The following is a 25,311-nucleotide window of genomic DNA, read 5'->3' on the forward strand; positions in this document are numbered from 1 at the left end:
TTGATTGGAACGTATCCAGAGAACAACGGGAAGAATGAATGACGAATTATGAAATACCCATAACAAGCGGTTTCTAAATGCTGTATCAAAAGATGGAGATATAGGACATTACCATTTACTAATGGGTATTATATCCAAGGGGACTGGTAATTTTATCGGCGTGCGCGGTACTGGAATATTGGATAAAGTGCCATCACCCAATAAAGAGATTTTTTATGGGATCTCAAAAGACCATACAAGCAAGGGTTACACGACTCAAGCCGCAAAAGGATTATTTAACTATTTGTTTAAAAATACCAATGTCGAGGATCTCATCGCTATAGCTCAGATATATAACGTTCCATCGAATAATGTGATACAAAAATGTGGTTTTGAATTTCAAAACAATATTGAGATTGAAAATAGGAAGTACAATTATTACAAACTTAGAAAGAGATAGTTCAGCTAATGGGAAACGATAATTTAATATGCAACAGCAAGTGCAACGATCACTTAAATCTGCCTTTACTCAACTTACGGGGCAGCATAGCTCAAAGTATCTAATACATTGGATATGTTGGGATCGACTTCAGGAGATGTGCCCAATTGATGTTTTATAGAGCAATCATGGCGATATAATAATTCTTTTCGGCGATGAACATAACAATAGAGGGAGAATTATATTATCTTCGACATGCTGACTTTTTCGTGCAGAAAATGCAAGGTATTCATTTTGTATCTGTCATAAAATTTATCTGGAAAGGAGGGAAAACGATGGATTGGTTGGACAGGATGAATAGCGCCATGGAATATATCGAAACAAACCTAGCGGACAATATCTCATATGATGAAATAGCGCAGAGAGCCTGTTGCTCTACTTACCATTTTCAACGAATGTTTCCGTTTATTACTGGAGTATCGTTATCTGAGTATATTCGGCGTCGACGGTTGACATTGGCAGCATTTGAACTGCAAACAACAGATACAAAGGTTATTGATGTAGCTATGAAATATGGATATGATTCGCCAGAAGCGTTTGCACGGGCGTTTAAGAATCTTCATGGGATCATGCCGATATCTGCGCGCGATAAAGGCGTTTCTCTAAAAGCCTATCCTCGAATGTCCTTTCATATTTCAATTAAAGGAGATATCGAAATGAACTACCGCATTGAATCAAAAGGGCCTTTTGAGATGATTGGAGCTTATGGTCTGGTCAATTCCGATCCCCAAAAAGTATATGCTGAAGTTGCTCAATTCCGTCAACAATGTGATGTAGATGGCAGTGTTGAAGGGATAAATGGATTACTGGGACGCTTTAGTAACACCATCTTGCACGCTGCCTTATTTGATCATACTGGAATATCTTTTAAATACATGGTGAGTTATTTTCTGCCAAAAGGGCTTGAAATTCCGGAGAGATTTACAAAACTTTCTGTCCCGGCACTAACGTGGGCGATTTTCCCGGAACCGCAATGTGATTTAATAAAGCTATGGGGACGGATTTATTCCGAATGGTTTCCGACATCAGAATACGAACAGCTTGAAGGCCCTAGTTTCGAAATGTATTATGGAACGGCAGAGTATGTTTCGGGGGAGATTTGGATTCCGGTGAAGAAAAAATAACTTGTTACTTCATGCGGCATTCGATGTACCGAACGAGGTGTTTAGGGTGAACATACTTTATCAGAACGCCGGAATCAAAGGAGAGCGCCCGCAAGGTTGTGGGCGTCCTTTTTCTTTTTCATGGGCATTTGCTGAAACGGAAATGTAGGTATAGCGCTAACGGGACACGATACTGAGGAGCTTGCATCAGGCAGCTCCTCTTTTGGTTTATTGAAGTAATCATGTGACGAAAGAAATTTTCATAATAGTATGTAATGTCCAACTGCATTATTTAATTTGTAAGAATTGCTTGAAATATTATAAAGAAGTAATTAAATGGTAAAATTAAACAAGTATATCGTGGTCAGTACAATAGGTCATGAAAGACTAATTTTAACAGTAGATAGCAAGGAGGACTGTATTTGAGAAACTTACTTAACTTACTGGTTACATTTCTTGTTTTTTGGTGTGGGAGTCAAAACTTCAATCAGTATATATCCATTTCGGATACACAAACATTGATTCTTGCAACAGTGCTTATGTTTGTTATCAGTTTCATTTACGTTTTTTTATTAACAGTTTCAATGATTTCCATAGTAATTGGGATTGGTTGTTTAACTACTCCATTGTTAGTGGCAGCTTCACTTGTATTGACACCAATAAAGTTATGGCTTCTTGATAAGTATTTAACGGGATTCGAAATTCATGGATTTTGGACATATGTGATTCTTGCCATTATATTAAGCATCTTTACTGTAAAAGTAAAAAGCAACAAGGAACGTTAGTGAAATAACCAAGGAGCAGTTCGCCGCGACCGGCAGCTGCTTCCTTTTTCTATTTGAAGTAACGGGCTGATCAAATGGACAAGATGCTAAAGCTAAGAATACATCAAGAATATGAATATTCGAAAGTTGTAAATGATTCCGAAATCGCAAACGTCGTAGGCTTCTATAAGTATGCCAAGGCCATGAGCGCAGTTGGAACGAAGTGATAAACCATGGGAGAAAGAAAATGAATTGAAGTGACTTTTGGCACCGAGAAATAACCATTTTATTCAGATCTCCCTAAGGGTCAAAGTACCGTGAATTCAGGTTTTCTTCGGGATTAATAAATTCTTGTCAGTAGAGATGCTGACAAGATAGCGTTTTCATTTTGTTGAGTGTCAAATTGATGTCCGTTACGATGAGTATAGGGCGAACGGCATATTGAAATATTACGTTCGACACAATTATACAAGGAGGTTATCCTTATGGCCCAGTCCACTTCTTCCACCGCATCCGGATCCGCACGGGTGGGAGTTCAAAAATTCGGACGTTTCCTGAGCGGCATGGTCATGCCGAATATAGGAGCGTTCATTGCATGGGGCTTAATTACCGCACTTTTCATTCCGACAGGCTGGATTCCTCAAGAATACTTCGCCAAGCTTGTCGACCCGATGATCAAGTATCTGCTTCCGCTGTTAATCGGCTATACCGGCGGTACGATGGTGCATAAACAGCGCGGCGGCGTTATCGGGGCACTCGTCACCATGGGCGTCATTGTCGGAACCGACATTCCGATGTTCCTGGGGGCGATGGCCGTCGGACCGGGGGCTGCTTGGGTACTCAAGCAATTCGATAAAGCCGTGGAAGGCAAAATCAAATCCGGCTTTGAAATGCTTGTCAACAACTTCTCTCTCGGCATCATCGGCGGCGCGCTCGTCATGGTCGCATACTCGATCGTAGGACGCATCATTGAGGCCGTCACGAATGTTCTTTCTTCGGGCGTCGAGTTTCTCGTGAATCATCACCTGATTCCTCTGGTCAATATCTTGATTGAGCCGGCGAAGGTGCTGTTCCTGAATAACGCCATTAACCACGGCGTTCTGAGCCCGATTGCCATTGAACAGGCGCAAAGCGCAGGCAAATCGATCCTGTTCATGCTCGAATCGAATCCGGGACCTGGACTTGGCATCCTGCTGGCCTACATGATCGTGGGGCGGGGCTCAGCCCGTCAATCCGCTCCAGGGGCTGCAATCATTCATTTCTTTGGCGGGATTCACGAGATTTACTTCCCGTACATTCTGATGAACCCGCGCCTCATTCTCGCTGCCATGGCAGGAGGCGTGACTGGAACGTTCACGTTCTCGCTGCTGAACGCCGGTTTGGTCGGACCACCATCTCCGGGAAGCATCATCGCTTACTTGGCCATGGCGCCTCGCGGAGAAATTCTGCCGGTGCTGAGCGGTGTCATTACCGCTGCGATCGTATCCTTTGTCGTAGCTGCTCTTCTGTTGAAGACCAGCAAGAAGACGGAAGAAGATGAAGAGGATTTGGAAGTAGCAACAAAGCGGATGAAAGACATGAAAGCCGCTGGTACGCCTTCTACTGCTGCAGCTGCAGCGACGGCTTCTGCAGCAGCAGACACTGATGCAGGACATAAGAGTAAGGAAGATGTTCAGAAAATCGTCTTTGCCTGCGATGCAGGCATGGGCTCGAGCGCGATGGGTGCTTCCATTTTGCGCAAAAAGATGAAAGCGGCGGGCTCCCCTATTGAAGTCACCAATACGGCGATCAGTGACATTCCGTCTGACGCGGATATCGTGGTGACTCATAAAACACTGACAGAACGGGCCCGCCGAGTGGCACCACAAGCCGAGCATATTTCCATCGACAACTTCTTGAAGAGTCCGGAATATGACGATCTAGTCGATCGGCTGAAATAACTATACAACGCAAAAGGCGAATGGATGCGGTCATAACGGCTGGCATCCAAGCGCCTTTTGCGGCCGTTTCTGGAGGGGTATTATCGATGGAATTGACGAACCGCATAAGACAGATTCTGGATTTACTCCTTCGCAGCCCTTATGAAACCACGGTTGCGGAAATGGCCCGCATCATCCGTGTCAGCCCGCGGACAGTACACCGGGAACTGGATGCGGTAGAGAGTTACCTGCATCGGCAAGGCATTACCCTTCACCGAAAGGCCGGTTCCGGTCTGAGTGTGGAAGGCGAGCCCGAACGATTCGAGAAGATCCGTTCGGAACTCCTTATCCCCTTCGATGTGGAATACTCGGCGGATGAGAGGCAAATTTACCTGCTCAGCAGACTGCTCGCTTCCCATGAACCGGTAAAACTATTTACGCTGGCGCATGAAATGAGGGTGACAGTGCCGACAGTTGGTGCAGATCTGGACGATCTGACGGATTGGATCAGCAAACAGGGATTGCTGCTCATTCGCCGGCGCGGGTACGGCGTGGATATTAACGGGCCCGAGCCTTTGCTACGTGAAGCGATACGCAACCTCGTGCATTTCCGGCTGGATGACTTGTCGCTGATCGTCGGGGCAGACCGGAGGTCGCTCCATCCCGTGGATAGACGCGTAGCCGAAATGGCCGGCGTCGACTTCGTTACGTTGATTGAGGAAATATTGTGGAAGTGGGAGGAGCACCATCAGGAAGACTCATTCAGAGAGGAAGCATATACCGATCTGCTGATCCGGTTGTCCATTGCGGCTTCACGTTTCCATTCTGGATCGGAAGTGAGAGAAGCGGAAGCCGATCGGCTTGCTAATTTGAGGCGGTTCGGCAGTCCTAGAACCACTCGGCGTTTCAAGCAGGAAGCGGTAGATGCGCTATGCCGACAGCTAGGCGATGCGCTGCAGCTGACATACCCTGCGGCAGAAGTAAAATATACCGAAGAGTTACTGGAAAGAGCCTATGCATTTTCCAGCGAGGCGCTGGCAGCCGATGACCTGGAGCTGTCCGGAACGGTCCGATCTCTTATCCGCAAAATGGGGGAGCTTGACGCTAACGATTACACGGCGGACCGTTCCCTCCGGGACGGATTGTTTGTTCATTTGAAGGCGGCAATGGAGCGGATTGCTGCGGGGCAGCGAATCCGTAATCCGCTGCTGGATACGATCCGCAAGGACTATTCGGAATTGTTTGGACTCGTCCGGCAAGCAGCTGATGCCAGTTTTACGTCCCTAGATATTCCAGACGAGGAAATCGCCTTTCTGGTGATGCATTTCGGAGCCTCAAGGGAACGCTTCGGACAGATTCACGAAAATATGCGTGCAGTGATCGTATGCACGAGCGGGATCGGTTCATCCAAAATGCTTGCGGTCAGACTGGGAAGAGAATTCCCGCACCTGAACATCGTGGAACAAGCTTCGTGGTATGAAGCGACCCGAATTCCAAGATCTGATTATGATCTGATCATCAGCACTGTGGATCTGCCTTTGCCTGAAGAACAATATTTAAAACTAAGTCCGCTGCTTACCCCGGCTGAAGCCGAAAAACTAAGGGATTATATCCACAGGCGCAGCACGTCGCAGTCATCGGATATATTCATAGCTAATAAAAAACAGCTGGCAGGGCTCGAAGAGTTCAGCCCTTCTGCAGCGAAACCACCTGCCGGTCACAGTGAGGCGGCAGGCATGCTTCATATGGAGGAACTACGTTCCTTAAACAGGGCCGTGCAGCAAAGCATCGAACTGCTGGAAGCTTTCCGGGTTGTTCCGTTGGCAACACAAGGAACACCGGACCTCCAAAAGTGCTTGCGGGCTGCTTGCTTCCATCCGCAGCTCAAGAACGCAGTCCTTGATCCCGAAGCTGTCGTAAAGCTGCTGCTGGAGCGCGAACAGAACGGGACGCAGCTGCTTCCCGGTACGGAACTGGCCCTGTTCCATACCCGATCAGATGTTGTAAAGGAACCTGTCTTAATGTTGTTTGAACTAGATCAAAGAATGAAGATGGACGCTTTGGAATCGGTTGAACTATCACGTTTTCTGCTGATGCTTGCCCCGAAGCAGCTGTCCCGGGAGAGTCTGGAAGTATTGAGCGAGATCAGCGCAACCTTGCTGGACAGTGAGATGATCGAAGCGCTGGCCGAGGGCCGGGAACAGCGGATCCGTGATATTATGTCCGCCCATCTTCGCGCATTCTTAGAAAACAAACTGGAGAGAGAGTGATCATCTATGAGTATTTTATCGGCAGATCAAATTCGGTTGAACGTGAAGGTATCCGACAAATATGATGCTATTCGCCAGGCAGGCCAAATGCTGGTCGATGCGGGGCATGTGGATCAGGATTATATTGAGAAAATGATCGAACGTGAAAACGCGCTGTCCACCTATATGGGTTCGGGACTCGCCATTCCTCATGGCACCAATGAAGCGAAAGGAATGATCAAGTCTACTGGGCTTGCCGTGCTGCAAATTCCCGAAGGCGTCGATTTCGGCGGGGATGAGCAAGCCGTACTGATCGTCGGAATTGCGGCCCAGAACGGAGAGCATATGGATATTCTGACTAGCGTCGCTATGGTATGTTCAGATGAAGACAGCATGGAAAGCATTCGTACTGCCAAAACGGCTGAAGAAATCCTTGCGATTTTTGAAAGCGGGATGGAAGAATGAAGGCTCTTCATTTCGGCGCTGGCAACATCGGGAGAGGTTTTATCGGGCTGCTGCTGTCCCAGTCAGGTTACGAAGTCATATTCTCCGATGTCAACGAGTCTTTGGTTCAATCGCTGCAACAACGCGGTTCCTACGAAGTTACTATCGCAGATGAAAGTAGGGAGCGAATTCCCGTCCACGGCGTTGACGCTATAGATGGCCGGAATTCCGCTGAGGTGGCCGAGGCGGTGGCTACCGCCGACTTGATCACGACAGCAGTCGGTGTTTCGATTCTTAAGCACATCGCTCCCGGCATCGCCGCAGGAATCCGATTGCGCATGGAGCGCGGTGGATCTCCATTCCATGTCATTGCTTGCGAAAATGCCATTGGAGCCAGCACACAGCTGAAAGAACATGTCATGAATCTGCTATCAGCAGAAGAGCAGGAAAAGGCTGCTTTATTAGTCGCTTTTCCGGACTCGGCAGTGGACCGCATCGTACCTCTTCAGCATCATGAAGATCCGCTTGCCGTCACCGTAGAACGTTTTTACGAATGGGTGATCAACCGATCGCAAATGTTCCCGGACACGCAGGAGATCAGCGGCGTTCACTACGTAGATGATCTGATTCCTTATATTGAACGTAAGCTCTTTACCGTAAATACGGGCCACTGCAGTGCAGCCTATGCGGGCTATCACATAGGATATGCAACCATCCAGGAAGCAATGAAGGACGAGGAAGTCATCGGCCTCGTGAATGGAGCTCTGCAGGAAACGGGAAGCATGCTGGTTCGCGATTACGGATTCGATGCATCTGAGCATGAAGACTATATCCGCAAGATCATGGATCGTTTTCGCAACCCTTATCTGAGCGACGAGGTCGTCCGGGTTGGGCGTTCGCCAATCCGCAAGCTTTCACCGGATGATCGTCTGATCCGGCCGGCGATGCGGATTTTGGAGCAGGGCGGCAGCACGGAGCATTTGACCAAGGTTATGGCACTTGCCCTTAAATTCGACTATAAGGAAGATCCTGAAGCCGTGAAACTGCAGAGCTTGATTGCGGAAAAGGGGGTTCGCGAAGCCTTTACCGAGGTGAGCGGGCTTGATGCTTCGCATGTGCTAACCCAGCGTGTCATGTTTGTTTATGAACAATAATGTACAATTTTATCAATGAAATGATTCGATTCTGAAACAATCGTAAAATAAGGAGGTATTGGAATGAGCAATCTGCTGAAAGGTGTACCTGCTTCTCCAGGCATTGCCATTGCCAAGGCTTACCGGCTGGAACAGGATGAATCCGTACCGCAGCGGAAAGCTGTGGAAGACAGTGCAGCCGAGAAACAGCGTTTAAAGGAAGCCGTCGAAGCGGCGAAAGCCGATATCGACCGGATACGCGAGCAGACGCTGGAGCGGCTCGGACCGAAGAAGGCGGAAATATTCGAGGCCCATTTATTTCTGTTGGACGATCCGGACCTCATCGATGCTGCAATGGACCAGATCGACAGCGAAGGAGTCAACGCAGAGTATGCGTTATATGAAGTGGCATCCGGAATCATGGAAGCTTTGCGGTCCATGGACAATGAGATGCTGCGCGAACGGGCAGCGGATGTAAAGGACATTACCGGACGGGTGATCAGCAAACTGGAGGGACGTGAACACAGTGCGCTCTACGAACTGAGCGAAGAAACGATTGTGATCGCCAAAGACCTTACTCCTTCGGATACGGCACAACTGAACCTGGAATTCGTGCGCGGTTTCGTGACGGAAATCGGGAGCCTTACATCCCATTCCGCCATTATGGCTCGTTCGCTTGAGCTGGCGGCCATAGTAGGCACCGGTACTGAAGCATCCGAAATTCGCACGGGAGACACGGTCATTTTGGATGCAACCCTGGGAGAAGTCATCGTTAACCCATCGGCTGATCAGCTCGAAGAGTATTCGGTTCGTATGAGGGAATACGAAGAGTACAAAATCCGTATGCGCAGCTATCTGGAACGTTCATCAGTAACTACCGACGGCGTTCATGTCGAACTGGCGAGCAATATCGGAGGCATTGATGATCTGGAAAAGGTGTTGGCCAACGGAGCCGATGCCATCGGATTGTTTCGCACGGAATTTCTGTACATGGGCCGTTCCACATTTCCATCCGAAGAAGAACAGTTTACCGTGTATAAGCATGTTCTGGAGAAAATGAACGGCAAACGCGTCGTGATTCGCACGCTGGACATTGGCGGAGACAAGGAGCTGTCTTATCTCCAGCTTCCGAAGGAAATGAACCCCTTCCTTGGCCTTCGTGCCATCCGTCTCTGCCTGGACCGGGAAGACTTGTTCCGTACCCAGCTGAGGGCGCTGCTTCGGGCAAGCGCGCATGGTAAACTGGCCATCATGTTTCCGATGATCGCCGTATTGAGTGAACTTCGGGAAGCCAAACGGATCTTGGAAGAAGAACGCGTTCGACTGGCGCAGGAAGAAATCGCGGTATCGGATACGCTGGAAGTCGGCATCATGATCGAAATTCCCGCCGCGGCACTCGCAGCCGACGTTTTGGCGAAGGAAGTGGATTTTTTCAGCATCGGCACCAATGATCTCATCCAATACACAATGGCGGCGGACCGCATGAACGAATCGGTATCCTATCTGTATCAGCCGCATCATCCTTCGATTCTAAGGCTGGTTCAGCTCGTGATTCAGGCTGCAGAACGTCACGGAAAATGGGTAGGCATGTGCGGAGAGATGGCCGGGGATTCGGCTGCCATTCCGCTATTGCTCGGCCTGGGATTGCATGAGTTCAGCATGAGCTCATCATCTGTACTTCCGGCACGAGAGCTGGTGACCCGGTTGTCCAAGGATGAATGGTCTGGTCTGGCCGAGCAAGCTCTGGGCATGAGTTCACAGCAAGAAGTACTTGATTTTGTAAACCAACAACTTAGGAGTGAAGCATAAATCATGGTAACCGAAACTTTCACTGTCATCCACCCACAAGGGTTTCATGCCCGTCCTTCCAAGCTTTTCGTGGAAAAGGCCATTACCTTCCCTTGTAAAGTAACCCTCTTCAAAGGCGAGAAAAAAGCTAACGGAAAAAGTACTCTCGGTCTGTTGACTTTGGGCATTGCGGCCGGTGACGAAATCAGGCTGGAAACCGACGGCGAACAGGAAGAAATGGCTCTGAAGGAGCTTGGTCAAATGATGACCAAGATTTACGAGGAATAGACGATTATTCAAAAAAACATCCAGTTCAAAGTGGGAAATGTCCCATAGGCTGGATGTTTTTTTTAATTCAAGCGGATTTTTGGGTTTGAGGGCTGCCCAATTGAGATCTATTCAGCAAAGACCTGACCGATAAAACAATATGGCTGCTGTTGTTGTTGAACTAAAGTGCAGGTTAGTGATGGCGGCTACCGCTAAAAGTCTTGGTTATCCATACTGAAAATGGACAACACTTAAAGTTGAATATTATTGCACACGGGGGGGCATTTCTTCATGAAATTTGAGCTTGGACGCTGCTTGCTGCATGAACGACTTCTGGAATCCAGAAAAACAGTGGAATCGCTGGCAAAAGAATTGCTTCTTAAACCGGAACGAATTTCCGACTTTATGGATAACAAAAGAGTCATGCCGCTCAAAATTGCCTTATCGATCGCCGACTCCATCGGTTGCGATGTACGCGCCCTGTATGAATTAATTCCGCAAGTACCGATATCAAAATGACAAGAACCTGCTCCAGATAATAAAGTTGTTTAAATTTCATCTTAAATAGTCAGAGCCTTACTACAATTTCTGTGTAGTAAGGCTTTTTACATTTGTTTGAAAAATGTGAGTCATTCTATGAGCTGTATCTTCCTTTTTGAATTCCGGCATCTCGGCACTGCTTACTTTTTACAATGATCGGGTAGAAGTTGCCATAAAAATGGCTATTTCCCTCGTTACTAAAAATTAAATAAGTACCAAATTAATTTTAATATAATACATTTTATTAAAAATTGTTGAGCCTATAATTATGGATACGAGATATCTTCATATGTGTAGCGTGAATTACTCTACTGGCGGATGTTTTGTTAAATCATACTGATAAAGGGGTGATAGAAGTGAAAACGGTCTTAGACAACAATAAAAACAATCTCCCAATGAAGAAAAAAATAAGCAGCTTCCATAGTATAAAAAGAGATTCTCTCTTATATCTACTTTTACTGCTGCCATTGGCGTATATCATCATATTTAAATATGCGCCAATCTACGGTGTCTTGATGGCTTTCCAGGATTATAACATTTTTGAGGGAATTAGCGGGAGCGAGTGGGTTGGGCTTGATGTCTTCAATTTCATTTTTCATCAGAATAGTTTTTATCGAGCTCTTATAAACACACTTGCTTTAAACTTTCTGGATCTGGTAGCGGGGTTTCCGGCACCGATCATTCTGGCCATTTTATTGAATGAGCTCCGTTATGTAAGATTAAAAAAATTAACTCAAACAATTCTATATTTACCTCACTTCTTATCATGGGTCATTATTGGAGGGATGGTATACCTGATGTTTTCTTCAGGCGGCATGGCGAATAGCGTCTTGTCCAGCCTTGGTTTGGGTAACATTGAGTTTCTTTCTCAAAAAACGAACTGGCTGATCATGTATGTAGGTGTTGGGGTATGGCAAAGTGTAGGATGGGGGACCATCCTCTATTTAGCATCAATTGTCGGAATCAATAAGGATTTATATGAGGCTTCAGATATGGACGGGTGCAGCAGGCTCCGTAAAATCTGGCATATTACTTTGCCTGGGATTAAGCCTACGATTATTATGTTGCTTATTTTGCAAATTGGAAGAATGATCTCGATAGGATTCGATCGACCGTTTGTTATGGGGAATTCCTTGGTGAGCGAATACTCCGATGTCATCAGTACCTATGTGTATAGGATAGGAATCGGGTCCGGGGATTTTTCGCAGGCAACCGCAGTTGGATTATTTCAATCTATTGTAGGGTTGATATTACTAGTGGCAGCAAATTTTATTGCTAAAAAAATTGGTGAGCATGGAATTTGGTAAGGAGTGTGACTATGATGAGCAACAGGCTTAGAATGAATTGGGCTGATCTATTGATTATTATCTTCATTTCTGGAGTAGCGATTATATGTCTTGTTCCATTTTTGTATATGATTGCGCTTTCATTAAGTTCAAATAATGCAATTATTTCACAGAAGGTTTCTCTTTGGCCGGTAGAGTTCACAATCGAAACTTACAAGACGATCTTAAGCGATATTGAAATGATTTATACACTCGGATATACCATTGTGCTTACGATTATATATACAATCTTCTGTATGTTTTTAACAATATGTGCAGCGTATCCGCTTACAAAGAAAAGATTAAAGGGAAGAAATTTTTTATTAACCGTCATGGTCATTACCATGTACTTTAGTGGAGGTTTAATACCTAGCTATCTTCTAGTAAAAAACCTGGATTTGATCAATACGGTCGGGAGCTTGATTTTGCCTGGAGCTATGAGTGTTTTTAATGTGATCATACTAAAAACCTTTTTTTCCTCACTTCCGGAAAGCTTGGAAGAATCGGCATCTATAGATGGGTGTAATGATCTTGGAATCCTTATGCGGATTGTTCTACCGCTATCTTTGCCTTGTATAGCAACGTTAAGCCTCTTTTATGCGGTTGATAGATGGAATGGTTTTCAGGACGCGCTTTTTTATATCACAAGCAAGAACTTGTATCCGATCCAATTAAAACTGTACCAAATCATATCGGCAAATCAACAACTAGATACCCAGCAAGGTGAAGGCAGTGTTGGCGCCTTTATAGTTCCTGAGTCATTGAAAGCGGCGAGTGTCATGTTTGCAACTGTTCCTATCTTAGTTGTCTACCCTAAACTTCAAAAATATTTTGTTGATGGTGTATTGACGGGGGCCATTAAGGGTTGACGAGTATTCGTATGCTCATATTGCTTGTCAAGAGATTAATCGACTCTAAAGGGGGTGATTATTTTGTCGACGGTCAGGAAGAAAAAACTCAAGCTTTATGGGAAGCAGCTCGTGAGAGGAACGATAATTAATAGCTATATGGCTTCGAAATGACTAATTGAAAAGTGAGGTTAAATATGAAAAGTAAAATAATGATGGTTCTATTACCGGTCTTGGCGCTATTAGCAGGTACATTGGCAGGATGTGGCAGCGATACGACAAAAGAAAGCCAGTCAACATCATCAACGACGTCCACGTCAAAGACAGAAGCCACGTCTTCAGATTCGCCGGTTACCCTTACGGTTGAAGTATTTGACAGAGGCATACAGGGACAGCCGGATTTGAACAATAATACTTGGACAAGGTATATCAATGATAATTTTGGGAAACAGAACAATGCTATTGTGAAATTTGTTCCGGTACCCAGGTCGCAGGAAGTCGATAAGCTCAATGTATTGATGGCAGCGGGAGAGGCACCCGATATATCCTTTACTTATGACAGTGCAACAGTCTCAAGATACTCTAGCATGAATGGCATTATGCAATTGGATGATTTGTTGGATAATAACGGTAAGGATTTGACTAACTATCTGGGGGAAAAAGTTCTTTCTTATGGAGCTTTTGATGGGAAACAAATGGCGATACCTGCCAAAAGAACTTCACTAGCATGGATTGGCATGTTTATTAGAAAGGACTGGCTGGATAAATTGGGAATGCCAATTCCTACTACAAGGGATGAATTATATAATACTTTAATTGCATTCCGAGATAAAAATCCGGGTGGCGTAGATGGTGTTATTCCTTGGGGAGTGGCCGCAACCGGTATGAATTATGGCTATGGAAATTTAATTGACTCTTTCTGGGGGAAACAGTCGGAGGAAGAATTCGTTACAACTCCAGGCTGGCTAAAACCCGGAAACAAGGATGCATTCAAGTTCCTCAACAAGCTTTATAATGAAAAATTAATCAGCCCTGATTTCGCCTTAGACAAAACAGCAAAGCAAGCGGATGCTGACGTGACCAACGGTAAAGTCGGATTCTTCAGTGCAAACTGGGATTATCCGCTACGTCAAAATATCAGTGAGCCTTTAAAGGCAAATGTGCCTAGTGCAAACTTTGTTCCTATTGACACTTTTAAGAATGATGAAGGAAAATACAAGAAAATTGCGTACAATGAAAACGGTGTAAGCCTCTTTATCCCGAAGAGCAGTAAAAATGCAGAACTGGCAATTAAATACCTTAACTGGATGTCCGACCCTAAAGTATTATTCTTCCTGCAATACGGACAGGAAGGGGTTAATCACAAGATGGTTAATGGTATTCCGCAGGTGATCAATCAAACTGGGGATAACATGCAAACCAGTTATCTAAATCTTGATTATACACTGGTTGTAAATGGCGTGGAGCTTGGCGACCCTCAGAAGAATATTAAGGCATTAGCTGCATCGGCTCCCGGACTCGAAGCTGTTGCAGAACAATCATACAAAATAAATACGACAGACACATACACAGGCTTCTTCTTTGATACGCCAAATAAGTCCAATATTAAATTCGGCAAAACGCTTGGGGATATGAACAATCAAATGACGGATAAACTTATCGTTTGTAAGCCTTCGGAATTCGACAGCTTGTACGATAAGTTGGTTGCAGAGTATATGGCAGCAGGCGGGAAGGCTGTTATGGATGAAAATGTGAAAATCTATAAGGATATGCAAGCAAATAAGAAACAATAACACAACAATGTTCATATTGGCCGTTGATCTATCAACGGCTTACATGAAAAAAACGATGTTGAGTAAAAAGCCTGTGGACATAACGGCGTTATATCCATAGGCTTTTACTACGGAACGCTTAGTACCATGACCGAATCAAATTTCAGGACACAAATATATTTTTTCTCTGTCCTGCCCGGTGGTATAATGCCATTGTCTTCGTGTGGGATTTATGGAATCCGATATCTAGGGGGGGTTACTTATGTATAGCGTTATTATTATAGATGATGAACCTTGGGCTATAAAAGGCATTCGGAATGCATTTAACTGGCATAAATATGGATTCGAGATAACAGGCCAATTTACTAGCGTTCATAAGGCAATGGAGTTTATAAGCAAGGAGCGTCCTGATCTGGTTTTTACAGATATAAGAATGCCTGAAATTTCAGGTCTTGATCTAATGAGGCTCACCAAAGAAAAAGGGATGGATGTTGAGTTTGTTGTTGTAAGCGGTTTCTCTGAATTTACATTTGCGCAGGAAGCCTTAAGGTATGGTGCGCTGGATTATTGCTTAAAGCCAATGGACATTGAGACAGCAGATCCATTGATAGACAAGCTGGCCTTGCACTTTTCTAAAAAGAGAAGCAGCAAAAATAACCTTATCCTAGAGGCGCTAACCTCAGCTGATAAAAGTGAATTAAATCGTTTAACACCATTTTTCGACCATTCATCTGACGTTTACTTTCGTGTACTTATCATTTATTCAAGTAGCGAGGGCAAGGATTATAGAAACTTAAAGTTCTTCGATCGTAAACATACATTGGAAGTTGAATTTGGATCAACAAAGACGCTATATATTCTCAAAAGTGACAAAAGATCTGATTTGGATGATCGATTAAATTGTGCAGTTTTCACGGGATCAGATATAAAAGCAGTAGGTATCAGCAGCACTTCAACTAACTGTGAAAATATTGCAAAGCTTATCAAGGAAGCAGATCTCGCAGTATCACAAATTTTTTTAAATGAGGAAAGGGGGATATTTGAATATGAGCCAAAGCTTAATGTGGTTAAGCCCTTTATTGATGGAATTTCATCTATTATTCAAGAGAATAAGTTTGAAGAAATGGATGACATCATTGAAAGACTCGTGTCTTTCTTCAAGCAGAATCATTTAGGCATGGGAGAGCTGGTTCACTTATGGAATCAAGTGGTCAGTCTGTTGGTTAGTACCTATTACGAAGAGCTGAGATACATGGAGCTTGATTTCCTTAATTATTCCGAACTAAAAGAGCGCTTTGAAAACTTTGAGTCCTTGTGCTTTTTTCTGAATGACATTTTTATATACATCAAGCAGTTGAACAGCCAGTCTATCAATGAAGGTGATATCAACTCTTATTTTACCCAGATGGTGAAGTACATTGACAATCATTTTCAGCATAGGTTGTACCTTAAAGATTTATCCATAAAATTTTTTATTAACCAAGTGTATTGCTGCCAGCTTTTCAAGAAAAATTTGGGCAAAACCTTTTCGGAATATGTTACTGAATTGAGGATTAAAAAAGCTTGTGAGCTTCTGAAACATACAGTGTTGTCCATTGAAGACGTTGCAACAAAAGTAGGATATGCGGATTACTACTATTTCAATAAAGTATTTAAGAAACAGTGCGGGATTACACCTTCGAAATTCAGAAAAAGTTGATGGTTTGGGATGGAGTGGGAGTATGCGGATTAGTAGAATGAAACTCAAACATCAGATTTTAATCATTTTTTTATTTTCGATAATTATATTCACAACGATGGAGTTCTATTTCTATTACAGCTTCTATAATCTGACCCAGAAAAGAGCTGTCAATTATGGAAATAAAATCATTGAACAAACACGCCAAAAGATAGATTCCGGTTTTAACGATATTGAAGTTAGTACAAACATTGCTGTTAATAATAAAAAGATCCAAGAATTTACCACTGCTGATGATGATTATAAAAGGGTATTTGATTTCGGCACCTATGTCATTGATCTCATGGAATATATGAGGTCCTTTAATTCCTATGTGGATGGAATTGTTATTAATGACAATCAAGGAAGACGAATTTACAGTTTAGCTATAGCAAAGGGTGACATCTTTTACTCAAATCAATATGATAAATTTTTCAAGCAATATAAAAACGATAGTGAGTCTGTTAAAAAAGGAACATTTACAAATATTTTAAAAGATGAAAAAACAGGAAGTGAATATTTCTTTTATATAGCCCCGATTATTGAATCTATTGGCGGGGTTCATTTTTCTGAGCAAACCGGCTATTGTTCAGTTATGGTGAATACGGAAAAGCTGCAAGAACTTGTTGAAAATACCGATTTGACGCCCAACTCTTCTTTGTATCTGTTAAACAGCCGAAATGAGGTCATTGTATCAAATAACGCATATTACCGTGGTAATCTATTTAAGGATATACTCTCCGTAGATCGGGGTAGTTTAACCAATGGCGTCAAAACAAATATAAACGGGAAAGACGTCATCGTTCAGGAAAAAGGCTTGGAGCAGGCTAAGGGGTGGCGGATCGTGAGTATTATTCCGGTGCACGAATTAACAACCGACATGAACGATATTAAAAACATGAGTATTATAGCAGGAATTGGTATCATTCTGAGTATGATGATTCTGGGATACTTTTTCTTGAATAATCTGACACGGCCTGTTATGGGGCTTGTCGCCGATATGAAAAAAATTGGTAAAAGAAATATAGGATTCCGGATAAAGGTGCGCTCCACCAATGAAGTTGGCGTATTGGCCTATGATATCAATAGCATGGTTGACCAAATGGAAAAGATGTCAAGCGATATATTAAATACGCAGGTAAGATTGTATGAGTCAGAGCTCAGCAAAAAACAGGCTGAATTTTCGGCCCTGCAAAGTCAAATCAACCCGCATTTCCTGTATAATACATTAAATTGCATAAGCAGTATCGGACTTGAATACGGCATCAATGAAATCGCGCAGATTACTTCATCCATGTCCAAGATCTTTCGATATAGCATTAAAAAAGATGAGCTTGTTTTAATTAATGAAGAAATTCAATGTATTAAGGCATATATGAATATTATCTCCATTCGATATGAAAACAAGTTTTTGATGGAAATAAATGTGGATTTAAAACTGTTGGAAATGAAAACACCTAAAATGATCTTGCAGCCCATTGTTGAAAATTCTGTATATCATGGGCTTGAAAGGATGGATGCAGGGGGTTATCTTCGTGTGAGCGGTCATATTGATGCTAATGGAGATGTATGTTTTCAAGTGTCCGACACCGGAAAAGGGATAGCTAAAGACGAGCTCGAGAGCATTAAAGCGAAGCTGAGTATGGAATATTCGGAGAGAATGAAAAACAGTTTGGATGGCAAAAATATCGGTCTATCCAATATACATAACAGGATAAAGCTGCTGTTCGGAGAAGGCTATGGAGTGGAAATAGAAAGTCAGATCGGTCGGGGAACTACGGTTCTCGTTAAGATCCCTCACATTTGATGGGTAGCACATTTCCGATTTTTGAGAACGGAGCTGATCCATCGCTAAAAAGGCATCGGAGATACCAACCCTTCGACTACAAAGGTACGGTCTACGATGACAGCGGCAATGAGTCCTGATTGTCTGCCGCTCAAACAGGAAGTCTGGCTGATGAGGTTGATGGACTAAAGATCTTAAAGAAGCTGTCGCGGACAGCTTCTTTTTTATATTCGCTGCGGGTGTGATCACCTGTCGAATAACTGCTTCATCATCGTCTCATTTAATACATTTATTTTGTATTAAAAGCAGATAAAGTGAATATTTCATTGATTCTTTCAATAAATCCGGAGGAAAACGTTGACTTCGCCGGGAAAATGCCGATATACTCACGTTATATTACAATTATATTGTATGAAATGAGGTGATGAGATAACGGAGGCAGTAAAGACCCATACGATCATTCAAACATGAAAGCGTTTTAATTAAAATCGATGAGGTGATAAGTTTGATGTTAAAACGAAGCATTACGGTTGTGCTGTGTATGCTGCTCTTGATTGCCCCTCAGGCGGCATTCGCCTATAAGAATCCGACATCGCTGCCGGACGAATGGGGACAATATGGGCTTGGCGACCCTTACGTGTTGAAGTTTAACGGTACATATTATTTATATGTGAGCACGAGAGACACTGATATCGGAGTCAAAGTGTGGAGCTCGCCAGACCTTGTCCACTGGAATTATGGCGGATTGGCCGCAACCGATCCGGTTACGAAGGGAGCCTACGCTCCTGAGGTTGTTTATTGGAACGGATACTTTTACATGTATACCTCTCCTGCCGGCAAAGGTCATTACGTGCTGCGCAGCGAAAGCCCAACCGGTCCGTTCACAGTGCAGACGGGCAATTTAGGCCATTCGATCGATGGCAACGTCTTCATTGACGATGATGGCAAATGGTATTTCTATCATGCAGGCGCAGAGGGAATTCTCGCGGCTACGATGCCTACGCCAACGTCGATCGGCAGCAGCGTCAATACAGGTGCAAACATGAACGGTTGGACAGAAGGTTCAACCTTGTTCAAGCGAGACGGCAAATACTATATGACGTATACCGGCAACCATGTATTCAGCAAAGGCTACCGGGTCGACTACGCGGTCAGCTCAAACCCGCTCACGGGATTCGTGCGTGATACGGATAACCCGATTCTAATCAGTACGGAAGGTCCGACTGTTGGTCTCGGCCATAATACGGTCGTCGTTGGCCCGAACTTGGATGCCCGCTATATCATCTACCACAATCTCGAAGGAAAGGGCATTGTCGGACCTCTTCGCCATTTGGGGATGGACCGGATCGTGTTCAATGGGGATAAAATGTCAGTGCTCGGACCGACAGCAACCGAACAGCCTGATCCGGAGATGCCGGATTTCGAGGACCGGTTCAATGGTACGGAACTCAGCCCGGCGTGGACGAATGCGGACGGTGTCAGCTGGAGCGTTGATTCCGGACTTCTACGTCAGCAAGCCGTCGGTACTAGCAGACTGTTGACCACTGCTGCGGCCGGTAGCAGCTATACGGCAGAATTTAACCTCCAGCTGGCTGAGTCCAACAACACCGGAGGCCAGCGGCTAGGGGTCGTATTCTCCTACAAGGACGATAACAATTTCGGCACAGCGCTTTTAGATCCGGCTAGCAATTCGCTGCAGACGCAGTTCCGTGTGAACGGCGCCGATCTGGGATGGGTGGAGAGCCCTTTGCCTGAAGGGTACGATTATACGAAGCTGCACAATATCCGCGTTGAGAAGGCAGGAGATACGTTAAAGATCTACGTCGACGGCATGCTGAAGGAGACGCGCAGCGTAATGCTAGGCGGCGGTAGCATCGGTTACGTCACGGAGAACGCGAAGGCTAATTTCGGTTATGTCGCTTTCAGCAACAACGTGAACGGCAGCAGCGATTATGACGCCGCAAAACCAGTACCGGGCCAAGTCGAGGCCGTCCATTACCTGTCGGGCGGCGAAGGGGTCGGGTATCACGACCAGACGCCGGGTACAATCGGTGATTACCGCGGAGATGGCGTGGATACGGGCAAAGCAGATGACAGCACCTCCCATGTCACCGCTTTCGAGAAAGACGAATGGCTGCAGTATCGGCTGAACATAGCGGAAACAGGCAAATACGATATAGACCTTTCTTATGCGGATGCAGCTCTGGGCAGCAAAGTACAGCTCACTCTGGATGATGGACAGCCGCTGGGCGAGTTCGAGCTGACTGGAGATACCAATGCTGCTGATGTAGGATGGCAAACCGCACAGCTGAATGGAGTAGAACTGCCGGCAGGCGAGCATAGCATAAAGGTAGCTGTCGTATCGGGTACGATCTCGATGGACAAGTTGACGTTCCACCGGCACACGGACGTTCCGGTTCTCTATGATAACTTCGATGATGGCCAGGATGACGGCTGGCAGCGCTATGAAGGTTTCTGGAGCGTGAAGAGCGACATTGCCGAGGAGGAGCAGGCTTACGACGCTTATCATCCGATCCCGGGTGAGATTGGTACGGTCCACTATATCTCTGGCGGCGAAGGTGTCGGTTATCATGAGAATACACTTCAAAACATCGGCGGGGCCAGTACAGAGGAGATTCGGTCGACATTCGCTCCAATCCCGTCAGCGGCGGTTACAACGTAGGCTGGAACCAGACGGGCGAATGGCTGAAGTTTAACATTGACGTAGCGGAAGCCGGAACCTATAACGCAGAATTCAAAGTGGCTACTACGATGGATGGAGGTCAAATCCGGTTATGGCTTGACGATACGACGGATCTAACCGGCATCGTAGATATTCCAAAGACAGGTGACTGGAACATCTGGAATGTGGTGCGTAAATCCGGTGTTACACTGCCAGCAGGCAAGCATACGCTAAAAGCCGAGACGGTTCGCGGAGAATTTGATTTTGCAAGTATAGCGATGACGAGGACAGATCAGCCGATTCCCGTACCCGGTGTCATCGAAGCCGAGCATTATAAGCCCGGCGGTGAAGGTGTGGGTTACCATGATTTGACGCCTGCGAACATTGGAGGCAAATACCGTACCGATAGCGTCGACATTCGATCTGCCGCATCCGGGGATCAGGTCGTAGGTTGGAATCAAACAGGCGAATGGCTGAAGTACAACATAAATGTTGCGCAAGAGGGACTGTACGATCTCGACTTGTGGGCAGCTACGACATTCACGGATGCGCAAGTCCGGCTATGGTTGGATGACACGACTGATTTGACAGGCACACTGGGCGTTCCTGCTTCCGGCGACTGGAATAAGTGGAAGTCGGTAACGAAATCCGGTATTAGGCTGCCTGCCGGTGATCATGAACTGAAGGTTGAAATTGTCAAAGGTGAGTTTGACATGACGAGACTATCACTCACCCAATTCGATAAGCCGCATATGCTTCCCGGATTTATTCAAGCTGTTGATTATAAGGCAGGCGGCGAAGGTACGGGCTACCATGATCTGACTCCCGCTAATATCGGTACGGATTACCGGAATGATGCGGTTGACATCCGCCGTAATGCGGGCGGCAGCTATAATGTGGGGTGGAATGCTACCGGCGAATGGCTGGCCTACAACGTAGATATTGCCAAGGCCGGCGTGTACAACGTCGATTTTGTGACCGCTACATCGATGGACGGTGCAAAGGTCAGGTTGTGGCTTGATGATGCAACCGATCTAACCGGTGAAGTCGGCATTCCGAATTCTGTCACCTGGGAGGACTGGGCGACAACAACGAAGCAAGGCATCTATCTCCCGGCGGGAGCACATACCTTGAAGGTCGAAACTATGAAAGGTGAATTCGACTTCCAAGGAATACGCATTCATCAAAATCCGGTCGTACCGAAGGTTGCTCATACCGGTGAATATCAGGCAGCGGTCGGCAGCTTCGGGAAAACGTTGATTGGAGATGCCAATTGGTCGAATTACAGCGTGGAGTCTGATATCAAGCTGATTAGCGGTACAGGCGACGGAGGCATACTGTTCCGGGCGAATAACCCCGCACATGGCAAGGAGCTGAACCAGAATAATGCGGATTTCGTGCAAGGTTATGTCGCATACCTGAACAAACAAGGCGTTCACCTCGGCAAGCTGAATTACGGCTGGACCTATTTGACAGGGGCACCGCTAGAAGTGAAGACAGGTGAATGGAAGCATGTGAAAGTCGTTGCACAAGGTGCCCGCATTCAAGTGTTTGTCGATGATATGAGCAAGCCGGTTATCGACTACACGGACCGCAGCGGCAATCCATTCACACACGGCAAGGTCGGCATGCGGACGTTCACGAATGAAACGAGCTACGACAATTTCACGGTCCTCCCAGACCCCATTAACGCTCCTGCCATCGGAAATCTGCTGGAATGGTTTGGCTCAGCCGGACAATTAGATGAGAAGATCCGGAAGCAGCTGGATAAGGAGCTTGAGCATGCCGCCGATGCGGTCAGCAAAAAAAAGCCGGATTGGAAGCAGGGGATCAAGCATCTGGATAATTTGCTGAAACAGCTGAATAAAGAGAAGAAGCAGGAAGAGGTTTCTGATCAAGCAAAGACAACGCTCAATCGGAGCGTTAAGGCACTCATTGAGGTGTGGAGCGCAAATCCGGGCAAGTAGACGGCCAAGTAGCGACTAACTCATAAGAACGTCCCTGTACCGAAGGAGCTTCGGTGCCGGGACGTTTTGAGTTATTGCCGTATGTCATTCAAGTAGGGGAAAATAGCTATGATCATCCAACGGAATAAAACCAAAGACCACGATATACGAATATGCAATCGCTAGATCCGATGCGGGGCCTTATGGAATAACCGTTGGAAAAGATGGAGCCCTATGGTATACGGAACAGAAAGGGGATATAATTGGACGAATAACTGCCAAGGGTGAACTGAATTCTTTCCATAATAGCAACCGAGAAGAAATCACATCAACAATACCATAGTATAATCAAAGAAGATTTGTAAATTTTGATTCGTAGACAGATATATAATTTTCATAAATTAAATCCTTAAAGGGGGATGCGTACTTTGGCAAATATCGAGCACTTACAGACTGTGAATGTTCCAGCTTCAACGGTATATGAAGCTTTAACCACTGCAAAAGGACTTTCAGAAATATGGACAAATGAACTCATCGTTAATGATCAGATCGGTTGTATAAATGAGTTCCTATTCGGCGGCAAAGGCTTAACTAAGATGCGAGTTGATGAGCTTGTTACCGATAAAAAGATTTTGTGGCAGTGTGTAGATTCAGATCCAGAATGGATAGGTACGACTATTTCTTTTGATATCGAGGAAAAAAACGGGAGAACTTCAATCATTTTTCGTCAGATGAATTGGGAGGAAGTGACCGCATTTTTTCGTTTATGTAATTATAACTGGGCTATTTTTTTGTACAGTCTTAAACTGTATTGCGAAGAAGGCGAGGGTCTTCCGTATCATAAAAGAAAGTTTTAGAACACCATTGAAAACACGGTAGATCGACTAAACACATGATCTCGACAACTAATTTCGGAATTATTGAGTAAGTCTGTATCATTTCCCTACTCATTTGCGTGGGTAGGGTTTTAAATTTGTTTTGCTGGACAATAAAAAACAGACTCTTAATTAAGAGTCTGTTTTTATTTGTTGTGATTTTAAACTTTTTGAACGTTAGTAGCTTGAGGTCCACGTTGACCTTTTTCTACGTCAAAAGTAACTCTTTGACCTTCGTCAAGGGATTTGAAGCCTTCGCCTTGAATAGCTGAGAAATGAACGAATACATCTTCTCCGCCTTCACGTTCGATAAATCCAAAACCTTTTTCTGCGTTAAACCATTTTACTGTACCTTGTTCCATTGTTATTGCCTCCTAGTGTGATAACCACACATATATTACTATCCTTGCTCTCAGGATCATCAAGACGAAATCCGAACAAAAATAATTCTTTATTAGAATAACAGTAAATTGAACGGATAGCAATTTTATTTGAGTTGTTTGTTACACGGAATTAGAATGGGCTATTTCCATATGCTGATTAGCTCAGTATCGCTTTTCTTAAATTAAAAAACCGCAAAGTCCATAATACGTTTAAATCAATGGGTTTAGAGATCTTTCTTTTTAAGAAATCATTTTGCTTTTTGATTAGTTTTGTAAGCTGGCTAATATGGAGTGGTGGAGAATTTAATTAATGTCATAGGTATTTTAACCAACTGACAGGGAGTTTAATAAAATGACTCAGAGAAGGGGAGGATAACCAGAATACAACTGTGGAGGAAAAAAATGAAGAAAATAGTTCCTTTATTCATGATTCTTGTTATTATCTTTGTTGCTCCTGCGGACGCAAAAGGTAATGTACAACCTGTCATGCCGTGTAGTTTACTCCTTAAACCAGCAAATAATAGTGGAGTTAATGAAAAGGGAGTAGCTCTGGTCTATAAGGTAAAGCTAACGCCAAGTTTTCCACGCACCAGCATAAGCATTCACGCTATCCATCTTCCGGAACCTTCTCATTATGGAGAATATGACGGTTTTGAGGGTTTTTCATTTATAGAAAATGAGATTAGCTGGAGGTTCAGACTATATCCGACACCTGAAGAAGATGGTCCAACTTGGGCAGGTAGGATCGACGATATAACAGCCAATATAGAGAACAGTAGCAGGATAGAAGTTCGGATCTCAAACTCAAAGACAGGAAAGCTGGGTCCGGTTGTTTTAAGCAATCGTATCAATTTATGTCATTAATTAATCTAATGGGTAGTTAACAGTATTTTACATAGGTGTCTAATTAACGGGCAGTTTAACTTGGTCAGTTCATTACTTCATTGAAGTACTTGTTAAATTGTGATTCGATTTCACCATAAATTATCCTATTACTTATCAGAAGAATGTTGGAATTGGGCGAAACAAAGTAAACATTGCCGCGCCACTGCCTAAGAACTGGGTAGTATATGCCGAAGAATGTCTGGCGTATCTCATAACAACCACGAATGAGAAGTTCCTATTGCATGGCGATCTGCATCATGAAAACATCCTTCGCCATGGCGAAGAACAATGGGCTGTCATTGATCCCAAATGTGGGGTGTGGCGCGGGGCGTGCTTGAGGCGTGCTGGACGATCGAAGACGGAGGAACGGATTGGTACAGAAGCATAGAAATAACGGAACACTTTG

At 44.7% G+C, this 25,311-nt stretch carries 22 protein-coding genes; 21 read left to right on the forward strand and 1 reads right to left on the reverse strand.

Annotated features, from left to right (window positions below; translation table 11 throughout):
- The first annotated feature begins 121 nt into the window (after positions 1-121).
- The 19 genes from E6W40_RS30025 (at position 122) to E6W40_RS11680 (ending at position 23,619) form a co-directional block, all read left to right on the forward strand.
- Positions 122-439, forward strand: a complete 318-nt coding sequence (locus E6W40_RS30025) for a GNAT family N-acetyltransferase (RefSeq protein ID WP_246072967.1) — start codon at positions 122-124, stop codon at positions 437-439.
- Between the two features lie 314 nt (positions 440-753).
- Complete coding sequence (locus E6W40_RS11600) at positions 754-1,602, forward strand: AraC family transcriptional regulator (RefSeq protein ID WP_136605606.1); 849 nt, start codon at positions 754-756, stop codon at positions 1,600-1,602.
- A 401-nt stretch (positions 1,603-2,003) separates the two neighbouring features.
- A complete protein-coding gene (locus E6W40_RS11605) occupies positions 2,004-2,366 on the forward strand; it encodes a phage holin family protein (RefSeq protein ID WP_168928895.1) in 363 nt (120 codons plus the stop codon).
- A 464-nt stretch (positions 2,367-2,830) separates the two neighbouring features.
- Positions 2,831-4,285 carry a PTS mannitol transporter subunit IIBC gene (locus tag E6W40_RS11610; protein WP_136605608.1) on the forward strand — a complete coding sequence of 485 codons (1,455 nt, stop codon included), beginning with the start codon at positions 2,831-2,833 and terminating at the stop codon, positions 4,283-4,285.
- Between the two features lie 86 nt (positions 4,286-4,371).
- A complete protein-coding gene (locus E6W40_RS11615) occupies positions 4,372-6,534 on the forward strand; it encodes a BglG family transcription antiterminator (RefSeq protein ID WP_168928896.1) in 2,163 nt (720 codons plus the stop codon).
- Between the two features lie 6 nt (positions 6,535-6,540).
- Positions 6,541-6,978 carry a PTS mannitol transporter subunit IIA gene (locus E6W40_RS11620; protein ID WP_136605610.1) on the forward strand — a complete coding sequence of 146 codons (438 nt, stop codon included), beginning with the start codon at positions 6,541-6,543 and terminating at the stop codon, positions 6,976-6,978.
- Complete coding sequence (locus tag E6W40_RS11625; RefSeq protein ID WP_136605611.1) at positions 6,975-8,111, forward strand: mannitol-1-phosphate 5-dehydrogenase; 1,137 nt, start codon at positions 6,975-6,977, stop codon at positions 8,109-8,111. Before E6W40_RS11620 ends, E6W40_RS11625 begins: the two co-directional genes overlap by 4 nt.
- A 63-nt stretch (positions 8,112-8,174) precedes the next feature.
- Entirely contained in the window at positions 8,175-9,899 is a 1,725-nt protein-coding gene (ptsP, locus tag E6W40_RS11630; RefSeq protein ID WP_136605612.1) for a phosphoenolpyruvate--protein phosphotransferase, read from the forward strand.
- Positions 9,900-9,902: 3 nt separating this feature from the next.
- Positions 9,903-10,166, forward strand: a complete 264-nt coding sequence (locus tag E6W40_RS11635) for an HPr family phosphocarrier protein (protein ID WP_136605613.1) — start codon at positions 9,903-9,905, stop codon at positions 10,164-10,166.
- Between the two features lie 270 nt (positions 10,167-10,436).
- Positions 10,437-10,664: an XRE family transcriptional regulator gene (locus tag E6W40_RS11640; protein WP_136605614.1), complete on the forward strand. Its 228-nt coding sequence runs from the start codon at positions 10,437-10,439 to the stop codon at positions 10,662-10,664.
- 416 nt (positions 10,665-11,080) lie between these two features.
- The gene (locus tag E6W40_RS11645; protein ID WP_136606951.1) at positions 11,081-11,992 is read left to right on the forward strand and encodes an ABC transporter permease; all 912 of its coding nucleotides are present in this window, start codon (positions 11,081-11,083) and stop codon (positions 11,990-11,992) included.
- Positions 11,993-12,006: 14 nt separating this feature from the next.
- Positions 12,007-12,879: a carbohydrate ABC transporter permease gene (locus E6W40_RS11650; RefSeq protein ID WP_136605615.1), complete on the forward strand. Its 873-nt coding sequence runs from the start codon at positions 12,007-12,009 to the stop codon at positions 12,877-12,879.
- Between the two features lie 176 nt (positions 12,880-13,055).
- A complete protein-coding gene (locus tag E6W40_RS11655) occupies positions 13,056-14,651 on the forward strand; it encodes an extracellular solute-binding protein (RefSeq protein WP_136605616.1) in 1,596 nt (531 codons plus the stop codon).
- A 241-nt stretch (positions 14,652-14,892) separates the two neighbouring features.
- A complete protein-coding gene (locus tag E6W40_RS11660) occupies positions 14,893-16,329 on the forward strand; it encodes a response regulator transcription factor (RefSeq protein WP_136605617.1) in 1,437 nt (478 codons plus the stop codon).
- Between the two features lie 22 nt (positions 16,330-16,351).
- Complete coding sequence (locus E6W40_RS11665; protein WP_136605618.1) at positions 16,352-18,154, forward strand: sensor histidine kinase; 1,803 nt, start codon at positions 16,352-16,354, stop codon at positions 18,152-18,154.
- A gap of 487 nt (positions 18,155-18,641) precedes the next feature.
- Positions 18,642-20,816, forward strand: a complete 2,175-nt coding sequence (locus E6W40_RS30030; protein WP_246072968.1) for a family 43 glycosylhydrolase — start codon at positions 18,642-18,644, stop codon at positions 20,814-20,816.
- A complete protein-coding gene (locus E6W40_RS30035; protein ID WP_246073075.1) occupies positions 20,780-22,783 on the forward strand; it encodes a carbohydrate-binding protein in 2,004 nt (667 codons plus the stop codon). The genes E6W40_RS30030 and E6W40_RS30035 overlap by 37 nt, the downstream gene beginning before the upstream one ends.
- A gap of 124 nt (positions 22,784-22,907) precedes the next feature.
- Positions 22,908-23,105, forward strand: coding sequence for a virginiamycin B lyase family protein (locus tag E6W40_RS30040; protein WP_425464943.1), 198 nt, complete (start codon positions 22,908-22,910; stop codon positions 23,103-23,105).
- A gap of 76 nt (positions 23,106-23,181) precedes the next feature.
- The gene (locus tag E6W40_RS11680) at positions 23,182-23,619 is read left to right on the forward strand and encodes an SRPBCC family protein (protein WP_246072969.1); all 438 of its coding nucleotides are present in this window, start codon (positions 23,182-23,184) and stop codon (positions 23,617-23,619) included.
- Positions 23,620-23,798: 179 nt separating this feature from the next.
- On the opposite strand, the gene E6W40_RS11685 is transcribed toward E6W40_RS11680, so the two are convergent.
- Positions 23,799-23,999 carry a cold-shock protein gene (locus E6W40_RS11685; protein ID WP_136605620.1) on the reverse strand — a complete coding sequence of 67 codons (201 nt, stop codon included), beginning with the start codon at positions 23,997-23,999 and terminating at the stop codon, positions 23,799-23,801.
- Positions 24,000-24,422: 423 nt separating this feature from the next.
- Between E6W40_RS11685 and E6W40_RS11690 the strand changes: the two genes are divergently transcribed.
- Together E6W40_RS11690 and E6W40_RS30045 are read left to right on the forward strand one after the other, a co-directional pair.
- Positions 24,423-24,884 (forward strand): YoqH family protein, encoded by a 462-nt coding sequence (locus tag E6W40_RS11690; RefSeq protein WP_136605621.1) that lies wholly within the window; start codon positions 24,423-24,425, stop codon positions 24,882-24,884.
- A 184-nt stretch (positions 24,885-25,068) separates the two neighbouring features.
- Positions 25,069-25,293 carry an aminoglycoside phosphotransferase family protein gene (locus tag E6W40_RS30045; RefSeq protein ID WP_425464944.1) on the forward strand — a complete coding sequence of 75 codons (225 nt, stop codon included), beginning with the start codon at positions 25,069-25,071 and terminating at the stop codon, positions 25,291-25,293.
- The last annotated feature ends 18 nt before the right edge of the window (positions 25,294-25,311 follow it).

This window comes from Paenibacillus dokdonensis (genome assembly GCF_004916975.1).
GTDB lineage: Bacteria > Bacillota > Bacilli > Paenibacillales > Paenibacillaceae > Paenibacillus_AQ > Paenibacillus_AQ dokdonensis.